Source organism: Vibrio hyugaensis (genome assembly GCF_002906655.1).
Taxonomy (GTDB): domain Bacteria; phylum Pseudomonadota; class Gammaproteobacteria; order Enterobacterales; family Vibrionaceae; genus Vibrio; species Vibrio hyugaensis.
Genome location: NZ_CP025794.1, coordinates 209,938 through 225,873, shown reverse-complemented (window position 1 = coordinate 225,873; position 15,936 = coordinate 209,938). Strand labels below are relative to the sequence as shown.

Sequence of the window (15,936 nt, the reverse complement as noted above, 5' to 3'; positions counted from 1 at the left end):
GCACTCGCATTTCTTATGCAAATAAATACACATAATAAAAAGGTAAACTATGCGAAACGTCACTTTATTAACGCTTGCGCCCTTCGCTTTTGCTTCACATGCAGCACAAATTCTGGACCATTCACAAACGGATCTATCTACGGCACTCAATAACACACAACGAGCGTCCTATTCCGCGGCGAACACTGAGCTGAGTTATCGAGACATCAATCGAGTCGAAATCGGTAACCAAATTTTGGTTCGCAAACAGCAACTCCATTACGGCATACCGGTTTACGGACACTCCGTTGTCGCCGATCTCTCTACTCGAGGATTTGCTCAACCTGTCGATGGTGATGTTGTTGTCGGCATTGAGAGCGATATTGATTCAACCCTACCTATGATCAGTGGCAAGCAAGCCATTGAGATCGCAACGGGCAACCGTCAAGGTCTCGCAGCAAGCAAATCGCCAAGTGATGACGCTCAGGCAGAGCTAATGGTCTGGTTAGATGAACAACAAACCGCGCGATTGATTTACAAAGTCGATGCAATCCAGATTAAGAATTTCCGCCCTTCTCGCCCTATCACTTTGGTAGATGCAAAATCAGGTGAGATCGTCGACCAATGGGATGGGATCGCGTTTTTGGAAGCCGAAGGACCGGGAGGCAACCGCAAAAGCGGCCGTTACTACTTTGGTCCCAACACCAAGTTTGGTGGATTCCAAGTTAATCAATACTGCCAAATGGACAGCGAAAACGTCATTACACTCAACATGAACAACCAACAATGGGGTGGTCAAGTTCATCGTTTTGACTGTAACGTGAACAACTATCGAGAAGTAAATGGCGCCTACGCTCCAATGAATGACGCGCACTACTTTGGTCAACGTGTGTTTGATATGTACCAAGATTGGATTGGTGCTCGCCCTATTCGTCAAAAGCTAACAATGCGTGTTCACTACGGTTCGAACTATGGGAATGCTTTTTGGGATGGTCGCCAAATGACCTTTGGTGACGGCAATAACTCAATGTACCCACTGGCAACGTGGGACGTTATTGCTCATGAGGTTAGCCATGGCTTTACCGAGCAAAACTCTGGGTTGGAATATCGTGGTATGTCGGGCGGAATGAATGAGTCCTTTTCCGATGTCGCCGCTGCAGCACTTAGCCAATATGTGCATGGCAGCTTTAATTGGAAGATGGGCGAACACGTGATGAAATACTCGCCCGCTATGCGTTACTTCATCAACCCAAGCCATGACGGTTCCTCAATCGACCATATAAACGAATACTACAATGGCATCGATGTTCACCACAGCTCAGGCATTTTCAACAAAGCCTTCTACCATTTGGCAATGAGCCCAAATTGGGACATCAAGAAAGCGTTTGTTGCTTATGCAACGGCCAACCAGCTTTACTGGCAACCAAACTCGAACTTCCAACAAGGTGCGGAAGGCGTTTGTAAAGCGGCACAAAAACTTGGATACGATGGCACTGCGGTAACATCAGCATTCGCAGAAGTTGGTGTGCAAGTAATGAACTGTGGCGATGCTCAACCAACGCCAACACCGAATCCTGAGCCAGAGCACGGGGCGACAGAGTTGAAGATCAATATGCCAACACCTGTTGAAATCACGTCGAATGGCGAACAACAGTTTGTCTTGCGACAGTCTCCGGCTGATGAGGTTTGGGTGCAAACTTACAATGGTTACGGCAATGTCGACATGTATGTTGCAATCGACCGTCCAGCAACACTTTCTGACTACGACTGCGTTTCGACTAATGAAGGTAACCACGAGTATTGCGGTTTCAGTGGTATTAAAGGGGCTGATATCTACGTGCTAGCGGCGAACACTCAAGGCTCATCCGACGTTTACGTGGCAGTGAGCGCAGAGTTAGAAGCACCACAACCAGAGCCGGTTCCACAAGATCAATGTGCAGACCTAGAAGAGTGGTCTCCGTACTATTACTACCCTGCGGGCACGGCGGTGAAATACTGGGGCAATCACTTTGTCGCCTCACAAGACAACTGGGGCGCGAATCCATTCGACAACTATTGGCTATGGACTTTTGAAGGCAGTTGCCAATAACCCAGCCTCCCCTTTAACAAAGAGCTCGGAAACGAGCTCTCAGACTGCTGACAAAGGTCTAGCCATCAGGCTAGACCTTTGATCTAATAGGGGTATCGAAAAGTGGATACTCCAATATGCTACAAGATCCTTCTCCTCAACAATACGAATTTGAAATGGTGACGATGGAGCAGTTAGTTCCTAAAGGCCATTTAGTCCGCAAAATTGATAAAGCCATAGACTTCGAATTTATCCGGGACCAAGTCGCTCACCTCTATTGTCAAGATAACGGTCGACCACCTGTTGACCCTGTTCGACTTTTCAAAATCATTTTTATTGGCTACCTCTTCGGAATCAAAAGCGAGCGACAGCTCGTTAAAGAGATTGAAGTCAATGTAGCCTATCGTTGGTTCTTGCGCATGTCGTTAACGGAGAAGGTTATCCATGCTTCAACACTGAGCCAAAACCGTATTCGCCGCTTCAATAATACCGACGTATTCGAACGTATCTTTATCAACATCGTTGAGCAGGCTATGGCCAAAGGCTTGGTCGCTGGGCAGCAACTCTTTACCGACAGCACTCACCTCAAAGCAAACGCTAACAAAAATAAACACACCAATGAGGTCAGAGACGTTCGAGCCAGTGCTTACCTCGACATGCTTGATGAAGACGTTGCATTAGACCGAGAACGAGAAGGAAAGAAGTCGCTTAAGGCACGAGTATCCGAGCCTAAAACAAAGAATACGAAAGTCAGTACTACAGACCCAGAAAGTGGTTTTATGACGAGAGACAATAAACCACAAGGCTTCTTCTACCTTGACCATCGTACCGTCGATGGTCTGCATGGGATCATCGTCGACACTCATGCGACGGCAGGTAATATCAATGACTCTCAACCCTATATTGAACGACTGGACTACACGCTAGAGCAGTTCAACCTTAACCCTATAGCTGTTGGTCTCGATGCCGGCTATTTTACCGCTCCCGTGGCAGAGTCATTAGAGCGCCGAAATATCTTAGGTGTGTTCGGCTACCGTAGGCCATCAAGAACAAAGAACACGTTCAAGAAGAAGCACTTTATCTACCACAAAGAGAGTGACAGTTATCGATGTCCAAATGGGCAAACGCTTATCTACAAAACGACGTCACGAGATGCTTATAGAGAGTATCACTCAGACCCGAAAGAATGCGTGCTCTGCCCAATGCGAAATGACTGTACTCAAAGTAAAAACATGAAGAAAGTCATCACCAGACACATCTATACAGATGCAGTGGAGAGAGCGAACCAAATGCGGCTCTCTCCCTATGGGAAGAAGACGTATAGACGAAGAAGTGAGACGGTAGAAAGAAGCTTCGCTGATGCTAAGCAGCACCATGGGCACCGTTATGCCCGCTTCCGTGGGCTAAGCAAAGTGCAAATGCAGTGTTGGTTAGCTGCCGCAGCTCAAAACATCAAGAAGATAGCTCTAGTAATGAGTTATTTACAAAAAATGGGGTTCAATATGGCTCAAATAAGACAAATATTAGCTTCTAAATACTTGTTTAAGAGTTGGAACAGATTAAATCTGGTATAGCGAAAAATATCGCGATCGCGACCTACGGTCGCTTATAAAAAAGAACCCCACCGAAAAAGGTGGGGTTCGTCATCAATCTGAGAGCTCGGAAACGAGCTCTTTTTCATTGGTTGATTACTCTGCACGCAATCAAGCACGAAACGGTCAAAATTATCTCTTCTCTCAGCAATGAGATTTAGATTTTTGCCAGATTCGCCGATACAATAGAAAACCAATGACCAAAGCCGCAATTTATCGTGAAAGCATCTGAACTCATCTCCCTTATCAACAATTTGCCTGATGGTAGCGATCCCGATATCGTGATGGGTGAAGAATGGCTACCAGAGCGTTTAGAGAGCACCACGCTCGACGGTGACATGTTGTTTTTGCATTTCGATAATGCGCCAGAAGATAATCAAGGCGAAGAAGGCCGTGGTTTTGTTGATCATGAAATTGACTTGATTCGCACTCGCCTTCAACAAATTCTCGATGAAGACAGCGACAATGCTTCTAAAGCCGATGCGATGTTAGGTTTGTTTTTGATGGGACATGAACTTAGCAGCTCACAAGTTATCGAAATACTCGAAGAAGATTCAGAATACTGATTCAAAATATTAAGGAACCACTTTGCCAACATCGCTCAATACCAACGAACTTTCCTCTCTTCCCCTGATTATTGCCGGTCCGATTTTAAGAAAGGTCACCGCGAAGGAAGTGAATATTTGGTTGGTGACAACGCAACCTCTCGAAGGCTTGGTTGAAATCAGCGATGCAAACACGAGCGAACAATACTACTCTCAACCAGTATTAGCAGAGCATCTCTTACAAGTTGGTAAACGCGCTTGGGTTTGTATGCTCACGCTGCAAGGAGAGTTTCCTACCCATCAAGCATTGCGCTATCAAATCCATACTCAATCCGGTTTGTTGACCGAGTTGATGCCCCACCTTATCTATGGCGAAGACAAAAACGCAGCGCAAGGTATCGAGTTCCTAATCAGCGAGAAAGCCGATTATGTCTTGCACGGTTCTTGCCGTAATCCCCATCACTTTAGTAAAGATAGCCTTGTCCAAGCGGACGTAAAAGTCGCTAGCCAACCGATAGAAGACCGCCCTGATATGCTCATCATGAGCGGCGACCAAATCTATGCCGATCATGTAGCGGGTCCAATGCTGGATGCGATTGAGCAATTGATCGAATTGTTAGGCTTGCCTGATGAAGAGTTCGATCAAGCACCAATCAAAAACACGCAAGCACTGTATCAAAGTCCAGATTGCTTTTATGGCCGAGATAACATTCTGCCCCACTACGTTGACGACGGAAGCTTACTGAGCAAGTTCTTTCCCCATCGTGGTACCCCTATTTTCAGTTCACGTGAATGCGAAAACCATCTCATCAGCTTTGCCGAACTGTTTGCGATGTACTTGCTCGTTTGGTCTCCAGTACCTTGGACGTTAGTCAATCGTGAACGTTTATTGGAGAGAGAATTTACAACGGGCGGAAAAGCGTTAGAGCCGAAATGGCAGCAACATTGGCGTGATGAGAAAGTCCATATCGATGCGTTTGTCGAAGGCTTGGATAAAGTTCAGCGTTTGCTCGCTCACGTACCTACTTACATGATTTTTGATGACCATGACGTGACCGACGATTGGAACCTAACGGTTGGCTGGGAAAAAGCAGCCAATGAGAACCTCTTTTCGCATCGCATCATCGGCAACAGCCTGATTGCCTATTGGCTGTGCCAAGGTTGGGGAAACGCGCCAGAAAAATTTAACGCCCCGTTTATGGAGCATGCGCGCCGTTACTTTGAAGAGCTGACTTCAGAATCTCAAGACGAGTTCATTAAGTACCTCTATCGGTTTGAAGATTGGCACTATACGATTCATACCTCTCCAAAAGTGGTGGTACTGGATACGCGTACTCGCCGCTGGCGTTCAGAATCACGCATGAATAAACCGTCGGGCTTGATGGATTGGGAAGCCTTGATTGAATTCCAACAAGAATTGATGCATCAAGACAAAGTGATCATCGTTTCTGCTGCACCTATGTTTGGTGTGAAGTTTATTGAGACGCTGCAACGCATCATGACCAGTTTTGGTCAGCCGCTGCTGATAGACGCGGAAAACTGGATGGCGCATCCGGGTAGTGCGAATACTTTGATCAGTATTTTCACTCACACCAAAACCCCAACTAACTTCGTGATTCTCTCTGGCGATGTACACTACTCTTTCGCCTATGACATCAAATTGCGTTTTCGCCGTAATAGTCCAAACATCTATCAGATCACTTGTAGTGGGATTAAGAACCAGTTTCCAGCGCAACTACTGAGCGCATGTGATGCAATGGATCGCCTGCTGTATAGCCCTCGCTCGCCATTGAACTTGTTTACCAAACGTAAGCGTTTAAAGATTTTTAAACGCGCACCAAGCAACCACAATTTTTATCGACTCGTGAACCAAAGTGCGATTGGCGAGCTGAGGTTGGATGAAGACGGAAAGCCAAATAATATCAGCATCTTAACGGGCGAAGGTGATTCGATATATTTCCCGCCGACAAAGGTTGAGGAATAAATCCGCTTTTTGACGGTCAAATACTGTATTGAGCGAAAATATCATCTCAATCGTATGAGATCTTGATCAAATTTCATCAAGACCTTGAGATTTGCTCAAACCATTACCATCTTAAATAAATAGATAACAGCTTGGTGCTCAACATGTTTAATTCGCTTACTTCATTATTTAAACAACTTATAGAAGGCTCGGACCTTAGCCAATCCAACACGCTGTCACCCAATATGGCGATAGCTTGTTTGCTTTGCGAAGTGGCTGGTGCGGACCATCAAATCGATGAAAGAGAGCAAGCGACCAAACGCTCTTTGATCATGAAATTACTTTCCCTGACGGATGAAGAGACCGATACCCTACTGAATCAGGCTCAAAACAGATCGAGTGAGTCGACTTCCCTTTATGACTTTACGTCTCAACTGCGTGAGCTGTCACAAGAAACCCGCTACGAATTGATTAAGAGTATGTGGGAAGTGGCGTACGCTGACGGTGAAATTGACCCACTGGAAGATGCCGTAATTCGCAAAACAGCGGAGCTACTCTACGTCGACCACAGTGACTTCATTCGAGCCAAGCTGCAATCTCAGTAAAGCAGCCTCAGGATAAGTAAGAACCAATAAAAAACGCGCTACATGAGCGCGTTTTTTTGTGTCTCTATCTTGGATTCAGCCTAAACAAATCGCCTTTCCTTCCAGAGCCAAGCCAACATTGTTGTTATCTATTAATAACTAATTTAGTACTGGCTTATGACGAGAAGACTGTAATCCTATGAAAGATTAATGAAAGCAGCCTTTTAAAGCATGGTCAGTGCTAGTTTTGCCAAGTTATAAGCATCCACATAACCAGAATGCTGGCGACCTTCCCACTCAATGCCTTTGGCCTCTTGTGCGGCTTTATGACCAATGCGTTTTTCTTTAAGACGATTTTGAATGCGGTACAACGTTGCTAGGTTAATGAACTCGGTAAATGGCGCATCAATGCCTTTTTGTTGGCACTCTTCAAGCAAAATGAGGTCATCACGTCCCCAAGACGCATAGATCTTATTACGACCGCCAAAGTTCTTCAGCATCGACTTCAGCACTTCCTCTAATGGTCTGCCCTGCTTTTCAATTTTACGTGGTGTGATACCAGTTAATTCTGCGCAAAACAATGAGACTTCATCATGTTCAGGCTTTACGTAGTATTGAGCGCGCTTAACGATTTCACCTTTCGACAAATCTATTTCAGCCAAACCAACTTCAATGATTTCACCCGTGCGACCTACGCCGTTTTCACTCCAGCAGCACATTTCTAAATCGAAGCAGACGATACGGTTATGGTTCATAGTTTGTCTTGATTCCTAACGTAAATTTGAAAGCGTGAGATTCTACCGTAACCAATCTCAAAACTCGAATTTGCTCGCTGAATTAATCACCGATCGATACTGAGTTTCGGCCATTTTCCTTACTTTGGTAGAGCTGCACGTCCATTTTGTGGAACAAACTCTCAGGATCTTCATCTTTATGCACTGCTGCACCAATGCTCAAAGAACAGATAATAGGGGTTGCCCCGTATTCAAAAGGAGAGCTGGCGACAATACCACGCAGTTTCTCTAAATAAGCAGCCAACTCTTCTTTATTGGTTAAACGAGAGAGTATGCAGAATTCATCACCGCCAGCTCGGTAGAAGCGATCGCCTTCAAGTAAATTCGCATTGACCAATCGAGTAACATGGAGCAAAGCTTCATCACCAGCTAAGTGACCGTGCTTATCATTGATGCGTTTAAAGTGGTCGATATCAAAGCCAACCAAACTAAAGGCAACACCAGTATTAATATAATGCAGTAAGTTGTCGTTAAATACGCGGCGATTGAGTAACTGAGTCAACGGGTCTAACTCTGCCATGCGTTTTAGTTCTACCGTTTTATTATCCAGCATGACCGCTAAACGCTCTTTTTCCCGTGACTGTAGATTCACGATATAACTGATCAAAAGTGCAATAACCAAGCCCGCAATCCCTGTCCCGTAAAGCACGGAGCGCTCCCAAGCAGAAACGGATTCCGTTAGCTTGAATTCTACCTTCCATTCTCTATTGGGTAGTTGAATCTTGCGGCTAATAGTTTTCCCTTTCAGGTCACTCCAATTATCGCTCTGAAACAGCAATGGGTCGTCGTATGCATCAAAGCCTAAATCTTCCACCTTAATCGACATATCAAGCTCTGTCGCTGTCTTGGTGATCAACTCGTCGAAGTAGACAGTGCTGCGAACAACACCGACGACAACGCCCAGAAGCTCGTGGTTGTCGTAGCTAAACACTGGGTGATAGACCAACAATCCAGTTTTATCGAGGGATTGATCGTATCCATCTTGAAGCAAGCGCACTTTATCGGAAATGTTGGCTCTACCCTGAGTAAGAATGTCATCTAGAATCAGTTCAAAACGCAAACGCGAAGAATAGAAGCCAAGCAGAGAAAGGTTCTGCGGCGTTCTTGGGTAAATGTCGGTTGCAATAAACGCTGGAGCGCCATCTTTTAAGATGTAGCCATTGGTTTTAGGCCCATCTTTTGGCACGGTAAAGATATGAAAATCAGGGAACGTTTTACGCGTTTTTTCCAAGAAGCGATCGAGATCTTGTGGGTCAACACGCTCCATCCATTGCAGACCAACTAGGCTTTTGGAACCATTAACGACTTGTTTGGCATACAAGGGAAATTGTGACCAGTATGAGTCATCGACAGAGTGAAAAAAATTCGCTCCTGCCCCGATAAACTCAAGGTCATTTTCTACCGCAGATTTTAAAGATTCAGCTTGGCGATCCGCCAAGGTATCGAAGATGGTCATCGTATAGCGCTGCTGGATTTTATAAGCAACACCAACCATAGCCGCTGTCACGATAAGCACCGCAATGAAAGCGACAATAGAAGCGGAATACCGTTTGAGAATGCTCTGTTGAGCCGTGCTGTATGTCATTTAGTGTTCCACGTTAATTACGTGCAAAGCTTCGATAATGATGGAAATACTGCGCCACATGTGGATAAACATCAAGCAACAACGTTTGCATCCCTATCTAATCGTTGATTTTTCATGCTAATCATGCGGTATATTCACGAATTATTACAGTCTTAAGCCTTGAATATGCTACCATCCACCATCATTTTAATGTCTAAACTTGGTGCAGGTCGCAAAGCTGATCCTTTTAGTAAACACACATGAGCCAATACTGAGCACCAGTAAATCAATAGAAAGAGAAAAATGTCATGAACATTGATTTGAACCTAATTCCTCAAACGTTCGATATGTTGCACGCAGGCCTTGCGGCTTCGAGTGTTCTACTTCTTCTAATCGCGGTATCTCGCAAATCTAAAGTGATCGAGAAAGTGGTAGAAAAACCAGTCGAGAAAATCGTCGAGGTTGAGAAGCCAGTCGAGAAGATCGTAGAAGTAGAAAAAGTCGTGGAAGTAGAGAAAGTCGTCGAGCGTGTTGTAGAAGTTGAATCTAAGCTTGTTACTGCATCTACAGACTCTGCAATGCAGCTGCTTTCTATCATGCAGCAAGAAGCTCGTCTAATTGACTTCCTAAAAGAAGACCTAACGTCATTCTCTGATGAGGAAGTTGGCGCAGCCGCTCGCGTAATCCACACTGGTGGTCAAAAAGTATTAAGCGACTACGTGACGCTAGCGCACGTTCGTAACGAAGACGAAGAAACTCGCATTACGGTTGAAGAAGGCTTCAACCCACAAGAAATCCGCCTAACTGGCAACGTAACAGGCAGCGCGCCATTCAACGGCACGCTAGTTCACAAAGGTTGGAAAGCAACATCAATGACGTTGCCTAAACTGGCTGAGAACTACGATGCATCTGTGATCGCTCCAGCTGAGGTTGAGCTGTAATGGAACACATGAACCAAGAAAACCATTCTCAAGAAGCGTCTGTTGAAACTCAACAGACGCCTAAATTCAGTGTTGGTATCGACTTAGGTACAACACACTGTGTGATGTCTTTTGTTGATACACACAACGAAGACGCTCGCGTTGAAGTGATGCCTATCCCGCAGCTTACTGCGCCGGGTACGGTAGAAACTCGTAGCCAATTAGGCTCTTTCCTTTACCAACCACACGAGCACGAAATGAACCCGCAATCACGCGTTCTTCCGTGGTCGAGTGAGCCAAAAGCTCTGGTTGGTGCAGTTGCACGTAACCTAGGTTCGAAAACGCCAATTCGCCTTGTTGCAAGTGCGAAATCTTGGCTTTGCCACGCAGGTGTGAACCGTCGTGATGCTTTCCTTCCAGCAGGTAGCCCAGAAGAAGTGGAAAAAGTATCCCCTCTGCGCGCGACAGAGCTTTACCTAGAGCACCTAAAAGACGCTTGGAATCACACGAATCCAAATCACAACCTTGCCGATCAAGACGTGACTATCACGGTACCAGCTTCTTTTGATCCTGCTGCCCGCGATCTAACTGCAGAAGCAGCACGCAATGTTGGTTTTGTGCACCTAACACTGTTAGAAGAGCCACAAGCTGCGCTTTACAACTGGATCGATAACAGCAACGACAAATGGCGCGACGAAGTTGAAGTTGGTGACATCGTGCTTGTGGTCGATATCGGTGGTGGTACAACCGACCTTTCTTTGGTGGAAGTAACCGAAGAAGACGGTAACCTAACTCTGAACCGTATCGCGGTAGGTGAACACATCCTACTTGGCGGTGACAACATGGACCTTGCGCTTGCGTACCGCTTGAAGATGAAGCTAGCGCAAGAAGGCAAAGAGCTACAGCCATGGCAAGTTCAGGCAATGACGCACGCATGTCGCGATGCTAAAGAAGCACTATTGAACGACAGTGAACTTCAGTCAGTGCCAATCGTGGTACCAAGCCGTGGTTCCAAACTGCTTGGCGCAACGCTGAAAACAGAACTGACTCAAGAAGAAGTACAACAAACACTGGTTGACGGCTTCTTCCCTCAAGTTGCGATTACTGACCACCCTGTTCAACGTAACCGTGGTGCACTAACGCAAATGGGTCTGCCTTACGCACAAGATGCAGGCATTACTCGTCACATTGCAGCGTTCTTGTCTAAGCAAGCCAATGCTCTTTCTGCTTCAGGAAATGGCGCAGAAGCAGCAGCTCAAGATTTCAACCCATTCGCTAACATGCCTGGTATGCCAGGTGCGGATGCAGCACAGTCAGTTGACTTCATCAAGCCAACGGCAATCCTATTCAACGGTGGTGTTCTGAAATCGAAACTTCTAGCAACTCGTCTAGAAGACACTATCAACGAATGGTTAATTGAAGCAGATGCAGAAATGGCGAAGCGTCTAACAGGTGTGGATCTAGACCTTGCAGTTGCTAGCGGTGCGGCTTACTACGGCTCTGTGCGTCGTGGACAAGGCGTTCGTATCCGTGGTGGTATTGCTTCGGCGTACTACGTGGGTATCGAAAGTGCAATGCCAGCGATTCCGGGCATGGCACCTCCAATGGAAGCACTTTGTGTTGCACCATTTGGTATGGAAGAAGGTTCAAGCGTTGACGTACCAAGCCAAGAGTTTGGTTTGATCATCGGTCAGCCAGTTAACTTCCAATTCTTCGGCTCAACGGTTCGTCGTGATGACCTAGCAGGTACTCACCTAGACTACTGGGCACCAGAAGAGCTTGAAGAGCTTCCAGAAATTCAAGTAACGCTGCCTGTATCTGAAGGTCGTCGTGAAGGTGAAGTGGTTCCGGTAACCCTAGCCTCTCGCGTCACTGAGCTTGGTACGCTTTACTTAGAAGCCATTGCAGCTGATAACGGTCAAAAATGGCATGTTGAGTTCGATGTGCGCGAAGACGCGAAAAGCAACTCAAACGAAGAAGAATAAATAGAAATCAAACGGCATCCAATCGGGTGCCGTTTTTAAATACACGAAGGTTTGTATGGCATCTCCTCGTTTTCTTGTTGGTATTGACCTTGGCACTACAAACACTGTGGTGGCGTACTGTGAAATCACCGACAACCTTGAACAATCCGAAGTATCCCTATTCGACATCGACCAATTGATTGGTCCGGGTGAAGTGGTTCGTAAACCATTGCTGCCCTCTTTCCGCTATCACCCTGCGGTTGGTCAAATCTCCCCTTCTGACCTAACACTTCCTTGGGAAAACGAACCTGTCTCTGGCGACATTAGTAATGTGATCGTGGGTGAATGGGCTCGTGAATTAGGCGCAAAGGTGGAAGGACGTCAGGTATCCAGTGCTAAAAGCTGGCTATCGCACCAAGCAGTTGATCGTAGTTCTGACATTCTTCCTTGGGCTGGTGCGCAAGACGTGGATAAAGTCTCCCCCGTCATTGCCAGCGCAAGCTACCTCAACCACATTCGTCAAGCATGGAACTACCGTCATCCTAGCAATAAGCTAGAAGACCAAGATGTGGTTGTGACCGTTCCAGCATCGTTCGATGAAACCGCTCGTAAGCTAACGCTCGAAGCGGCTGAGCTGGCAGGTTTAAAGAAAATCGTCCTGCTAGAAGAGCCACAAGCCGTATGTTACGACTGGTACGCACGTCACCAACAAACCGCAGCTGATGAGCTCAAAGAGTTGCCACTGATCCTAGTGTGCGATGTGGGCGGTGGTACCACCGACTTAAGCTTGATTGAAGCCAGTTTCTCTTCTCAAGATGAACTAGCCCTTGATCGTATTGGTGTTGGCGAACACTTGATGTTGGGCGGTGACAACCTCGACTTAGCATTAGCGCATCTTGCAGAGAGCCGCTTCAACCAAAGTAAGAAGCTCACTGCTGCAAGCCTGACTAAGCTGATTCAGCAAACTCGTAAGGCGAAAGAAAACCTGCTTTCAGCGAGTGCACCTGAAGAAGTAAAAATCACCATGCTAGGCAGCGGATCGAAACTTCTTGGCGGAACAAAGAGTATTGGGCTGAGCAAACAAGAAGTGCACCAAATCGCTTTGGATGGCTTCTTCCCGCTTTCTGATTTCAGCGAAGTACCAGACAAACGCCGCAGCGCGGTTGTCGAGTTTGGTCTTCCATACGTTGCTGACCCAGCGGTAAGCAAGCACGTTGCCGAGTTCTTAACTCAGCACCAACAAGTTGCTCGTGCCGCTCTTGGCATCGAAGACGACAAACAAAATGCCATTCCGGTAGGTTTGCTACTTAACGGTGGTGTGTTCAACAGTGAACTTGTGACTGAGCGAGTCACTACCCTACTGTCCGATTGGCGCGGCGCTCCGGTTACGGTATTAGATAACCCACATCCAGATTGGTCTGTTGCACTAGGTGCCGTTGCATTTGGTAAAGCACGTCGTGGCGCACAACTTAAAATTGGTGGTGGCGCAGCGCGTTCTTACTTCTTGCATCTTCAAGAAAAGAACAAGATGGGCAAAGCGCTCTGTTTGCTTGCAAAAGGTACAGAAGAAGGACACGAGATCCGCTTAAGTGGTCGTCGTTTCTCGCTTACCCTAGGTGAACCTGTTCGCTTTAACCTGCTGACTTCTACCTACGACACGTTAACCAATAACACCGCCATTCAAAACGGTGTGATGGTTGATGTTGATCCTGACTTGTTTGCTCCTCTTCCACCTTATATCACTACTCTCGAGGGTGAAGGTGCCGAACTGCAAGCCAACCAGAAAGAGCGAGTAGAAGTACAACTGGCGTGTCAGTTGACTGAAGTCGGCACGCTGAAGATGGAATGTGTCAGCGCAGAAGACGACAACAAACGTTGGGAGCTAGAATTCGAAGTTCGTAACAAGCAAACCGATGACAGCGAGCAAGTTAAGCTTCACCCTAAACTGAACGAATGTAAGGAGCTGATCGCTCGCCTTTACAGCGGTAACAAGAAAAGCGCAGAAAGCAAAGAGATCAAAACCTTAGCCAAAGATCTTGAGAAGAAACTTGGCAAACGTGACGAGTGGGATTTCACTACCCTACGTCAACTGTTCGATACCTTTGCACAAGGTCGTAAGCGTCGCCGTCGTTCTGAACAACACGAGAAAAACTGGCTTCGTTTGGCGGGCTTTGCATTGCGTCCGGGCTTTGGCGCTCCAACCGACTCATGGCGCATTGAGCAAGTTTGGGGTCTCTACCAACAAAACATTCAGTTCAAGAACCATCAAGGTTGGACTGACTGGTGGGTATTCTGGCGTCGTATCGCAGGTGGTTTAAGCCAAGAGCAGCAAGAGACCATCTTGGCGGATATCGCGAAATACCTACATCCTGGTGCGATGAAAAACCCACAATCCGCCAAAGCGGCACAAGACATGGGTTATGAATCCATGGTTCGATTGGCGGCATCGCTTGAGCACCTAGAAGTCGAAGACAAAGTTCTATTGGCAACTTGGTTCTTGAGCAAAGCCATCAACCATAACCAGTTCGAACAAGCGCACTGGTGGGCAATGGGTCGCTTGGCATCGCGTACGCCTTTGTATGGCAGCCAGCATAACGTCATTCCTCGTGAACAAGCGGAACAGTGGTTACCTAAATTGCTTGAACAGAACTGGCAGAAAGAACCAATGATCGCTTTCGCAGCCGTAATGATTTGTCGTAAGACGGGCGACCGCCTATTTGATATCTCTGACGACTACCGTGATCAGGTACTGGCTAAGTTGAAGCAAAGTAAGGTACCTGAATCTTGGGTATCGCTGGTTGAAGAAGTCAAAGAGCTATCTGAGAGCGAATCGAAGCGTATCTTTGGTGATGCACTCCCAAGCGGGCTGACGCTGGTAAACAACTAAGATCCCATGCTTATAAGCGCAACAAAGCCCTTCGAGTGAAGGGCTTTGTTTTATCTGATTCTACTTGCTGACGAAAGACGACTCGTTAGTTCATTTCCGTATTGATCACCACATCACGCGTTTCATTATCCATATCACTGATGCCGACCACTGAGATTTCACGGTCAGATAAATTCTCAATCATGCTGTCTTCTAACCCACCGTCCGTCATCCACGCATAGAATTTTTCCGCAATACGATCCGAACCTTCCCCGACAAACGTTAATGTGACCTTCTTCATTTGTGACACTCCATCAATTTACGATTCAGCCACTTAAGCGTAGTATGTTTCGCAATTATCGACATAAACTAGGACTAACTTCTTTTATGAGTATCGAAAAATTTGACGCGATTTATCAGCGCGCTGTCGAGCGTAAAGGTGGTGAAGATCAACTTGAAGCGCTTTTATCTCATCCACTAAGCAAAGAAGAGCTGGCAGCGATTCCCGATGACCGTTGGCTGGCCGCTTTTTCGATGAAGGTATTCCAAAGTGGTATTTCGTGGAGCGTGGTTCGAAACAAGTGGCCGAACTTTGAAGAAGTGTTCTTCGGATTTAAGATTGAGCCGCTGTTGATGCTGTCAGACGAGCAATGGGAAACCAAAGCAACCGATAAACGCATTATTCGCCACCTCACTAAAGTCATGTCGATCCCTGCCAACGCTCGAATGATCCACGAAGCAAAAATCGAATACGGCTCGTTTGGCAAAATGGTTGCCGATTGGCCGCAAGAGAAAATCACTGAGCTATGGGCGTATTTGAAGAAACGCGGTAATCGCCTAGGTGGAAATACCGGTCCTTACACACTTCGCCAAATGGGCGTTGATACCTTTATCTTGTCTAGCGACGTCGAGGCTTACTTGCGTAATTGCAAGATCATTGAAGGTGGCAAAGATACGAAAAAATCGCTCGATGCAACCAACAAAGCATTTGTTCAATGGCAGCAAGAAAGTGGCAGAAGCCTGTCTGAGATCAGCCAAATCATTGCGTTCAGCACCGGCGATAATCGCATTTAATCCAGACTAAACCCAAAATAAAA

The 15,936-nt window shown here is 46.5% G+C and carries 12 protein-coding genes; 9 read left to right on the top strand and 3 right to left on the bottom strand.

Features of this window, described 5'->3' with window-relative positions; genetic code table 11:
- Window positions 1–49: 49 nt before the first annotated feature.
- From C1S74_RS01885 to C1S74_RS01865, 5 genes are all read left to right on the top strand, one after another.
- Complete coding sequence (locus C1S74_RS01885; protein ID WP_045402958.1) at window positions 50–2,068, top strand: M4 family metallopeptidase; 2,019 nt, start codon at window positions 50–52, stop codon at window positions 2,066–2,068.
- A gap of 116 nt (window positions 2,069–2,184) precedes the next feature.
- The gene (locus C1S74_RS01880) at window positions 2,185–3,621 is read left to right on the top strand and encodes an IS1182 family transposase (RefSeq protein WP_103415210.1); all 1,437 of its coding nucleotides are present in this window, start codon (window positions 2,185–2,187) and stop codon (window positions 3,619–3,621) included.
- A 236-nt stretch (window positions 3,622–3,857) separates the two neighbouring features.
- On the top strand, window positions 3,858–4,205 hold the full coding sequence (locus C1S74_RS01875; RefSeq protein WP_045403360.1) for a VC1380 family protein: 348 nt from the start codon (window positions 3,858–3,860) through the stop codon (window positions 4,203–4,205).
- Window positions 4,206–4,227: 22 nt separating this feature from the next.
- Window positions 4,228–6,168, top strand: a complete 1,941-nt coding sequence (locus C1S74_RS01870; protein ID WP_045403362.1) for an alkaline phosphatase D family protein — start codon at window positions 4,228–4,230, stop codon at window positions 6,166–6,168.
- 143 nt (window positions 6,169–6,311) lie between these two features.
- Window positions 6,312–6,752: a tellurite resistance TerB family protein gene (locus C1S74_RS01865; protein ID WP_045403363.1), complete on the top strand. Its 441-nt coding sequence runs from the start codon at window positions 6,312–6,314 to the stop codon at window positions 6,750–6,752.
- 203 nt (window positions 6,753–6,955) lie between these two features.
- Here C1S74_RS01865 and C1S74_RS01860 read toward each other — a convergent pair whose 3' ends face one another.
- On the bottom strand, window positions 6,956–7,486 hold the full coding sequence (locus C1S74_RS01860; RefSeq protein ID WP_045403365.1) for a 3'-5' exonuclease: 531 nt from the start codon (window positions 7,484–7,486) through the stop codon (window positions 6,956–6,958).
- A gap of 82 nt (window positions 7,487–7,568) precedes the next feature.
- Window positions 7,569–9,110, bottom strand: a complete 1,542-nt coding sequence (locus C1S74_RS01855; RefSeq protein WP_038878709.1) for a sensor domain-containing diguanylate cyclase — start codon at window positions 9,108–9,110, stop codon at window positions 7,569–7,571.
- Window positions 9,111–9,397: 287 nt separating this feature from the next.
- Here C1S74_RS01855 and C1S74_RS01850 point away from each other — a divergent pair, with 287 nt between their 5' ends.
- Genes C1S74_RS01850 through C1S74_RS01840 form a run of 3 tightly spaced genes read left to right on the top strand, consistent with a single transcriptional unit; the run spans window position 9,398 to window position 14,860 of the window.
- Window positions 9,398–10,030 (top strand): DUF2760 domain-containing protein, encoded by a 633-nt coding sequence (locus tag C1S74_RS01850; RefSeq protein WP_045403367.1) that lies wholly within the window; start codon window positions 9,398–9,400, stop codon window positions 10,028–10,030.
- A complete protein-coding gene (locus tag C1S74_RS01845; protein WP_045403369.1) occupies window positions 10,030–11,994 on the top strand; it encodes an Hsp70 family protein in 1,965 nt (654 codons plus the stop codon). The genes C1S74_RS01850 and C1S74_RS01845 overlap by 1 nt, the downstream gene beginning before the upstream one ends.
- A 55-nt stretch (window positions 11,995–12,049) precedes the next feature.
- Window positions 12,050–14,860 (top strand): Hsp70 family protein, encoded by a 2,811-nt coding sequence (locus C1S74_RS01840; protein ID WP_045403370.1) that lies wholly within the window; start codon window positions 12,050–12,052, stop codon window positions 14,858–14,860.
- 85 nt (window positions 14,861–14,945) lie between these two features.
- Here C1S74_RS01840 and C1S74_RS01835 read toward each other — a convergent pair whose 3' ends face one another.
- On the bottom strand, window positions 14,946–15,140 hold the full coding sequence (locus C1S74_RS01835; RefSeq protein WP_005377692.1) for a hypothetical protein: 195 nt from the start codon (window positions 15,138–15,140) through the stop codon (window positions 14,946–14,948).
- 86 nt (window positions 15,141–15,226) lie between these two features.
- On the opposite strand from C1S74_RS01835, the gene C1S74_RS01830 reads away from it, so the two are divergent.
- Complete coding sequence (locus C1S74_RS01830; protein WP_045403372.1) at window positions 15,227–15,913, top strand: DNA-3-methyladenine glycosylase I; 687 nt, start codon at window positions 15,227–15,229, stop codon at window positions 15,911–15,913.
- The last annotated feature ends 23 nt before the right edge of the window (window positions 15,914–15,936 follow it).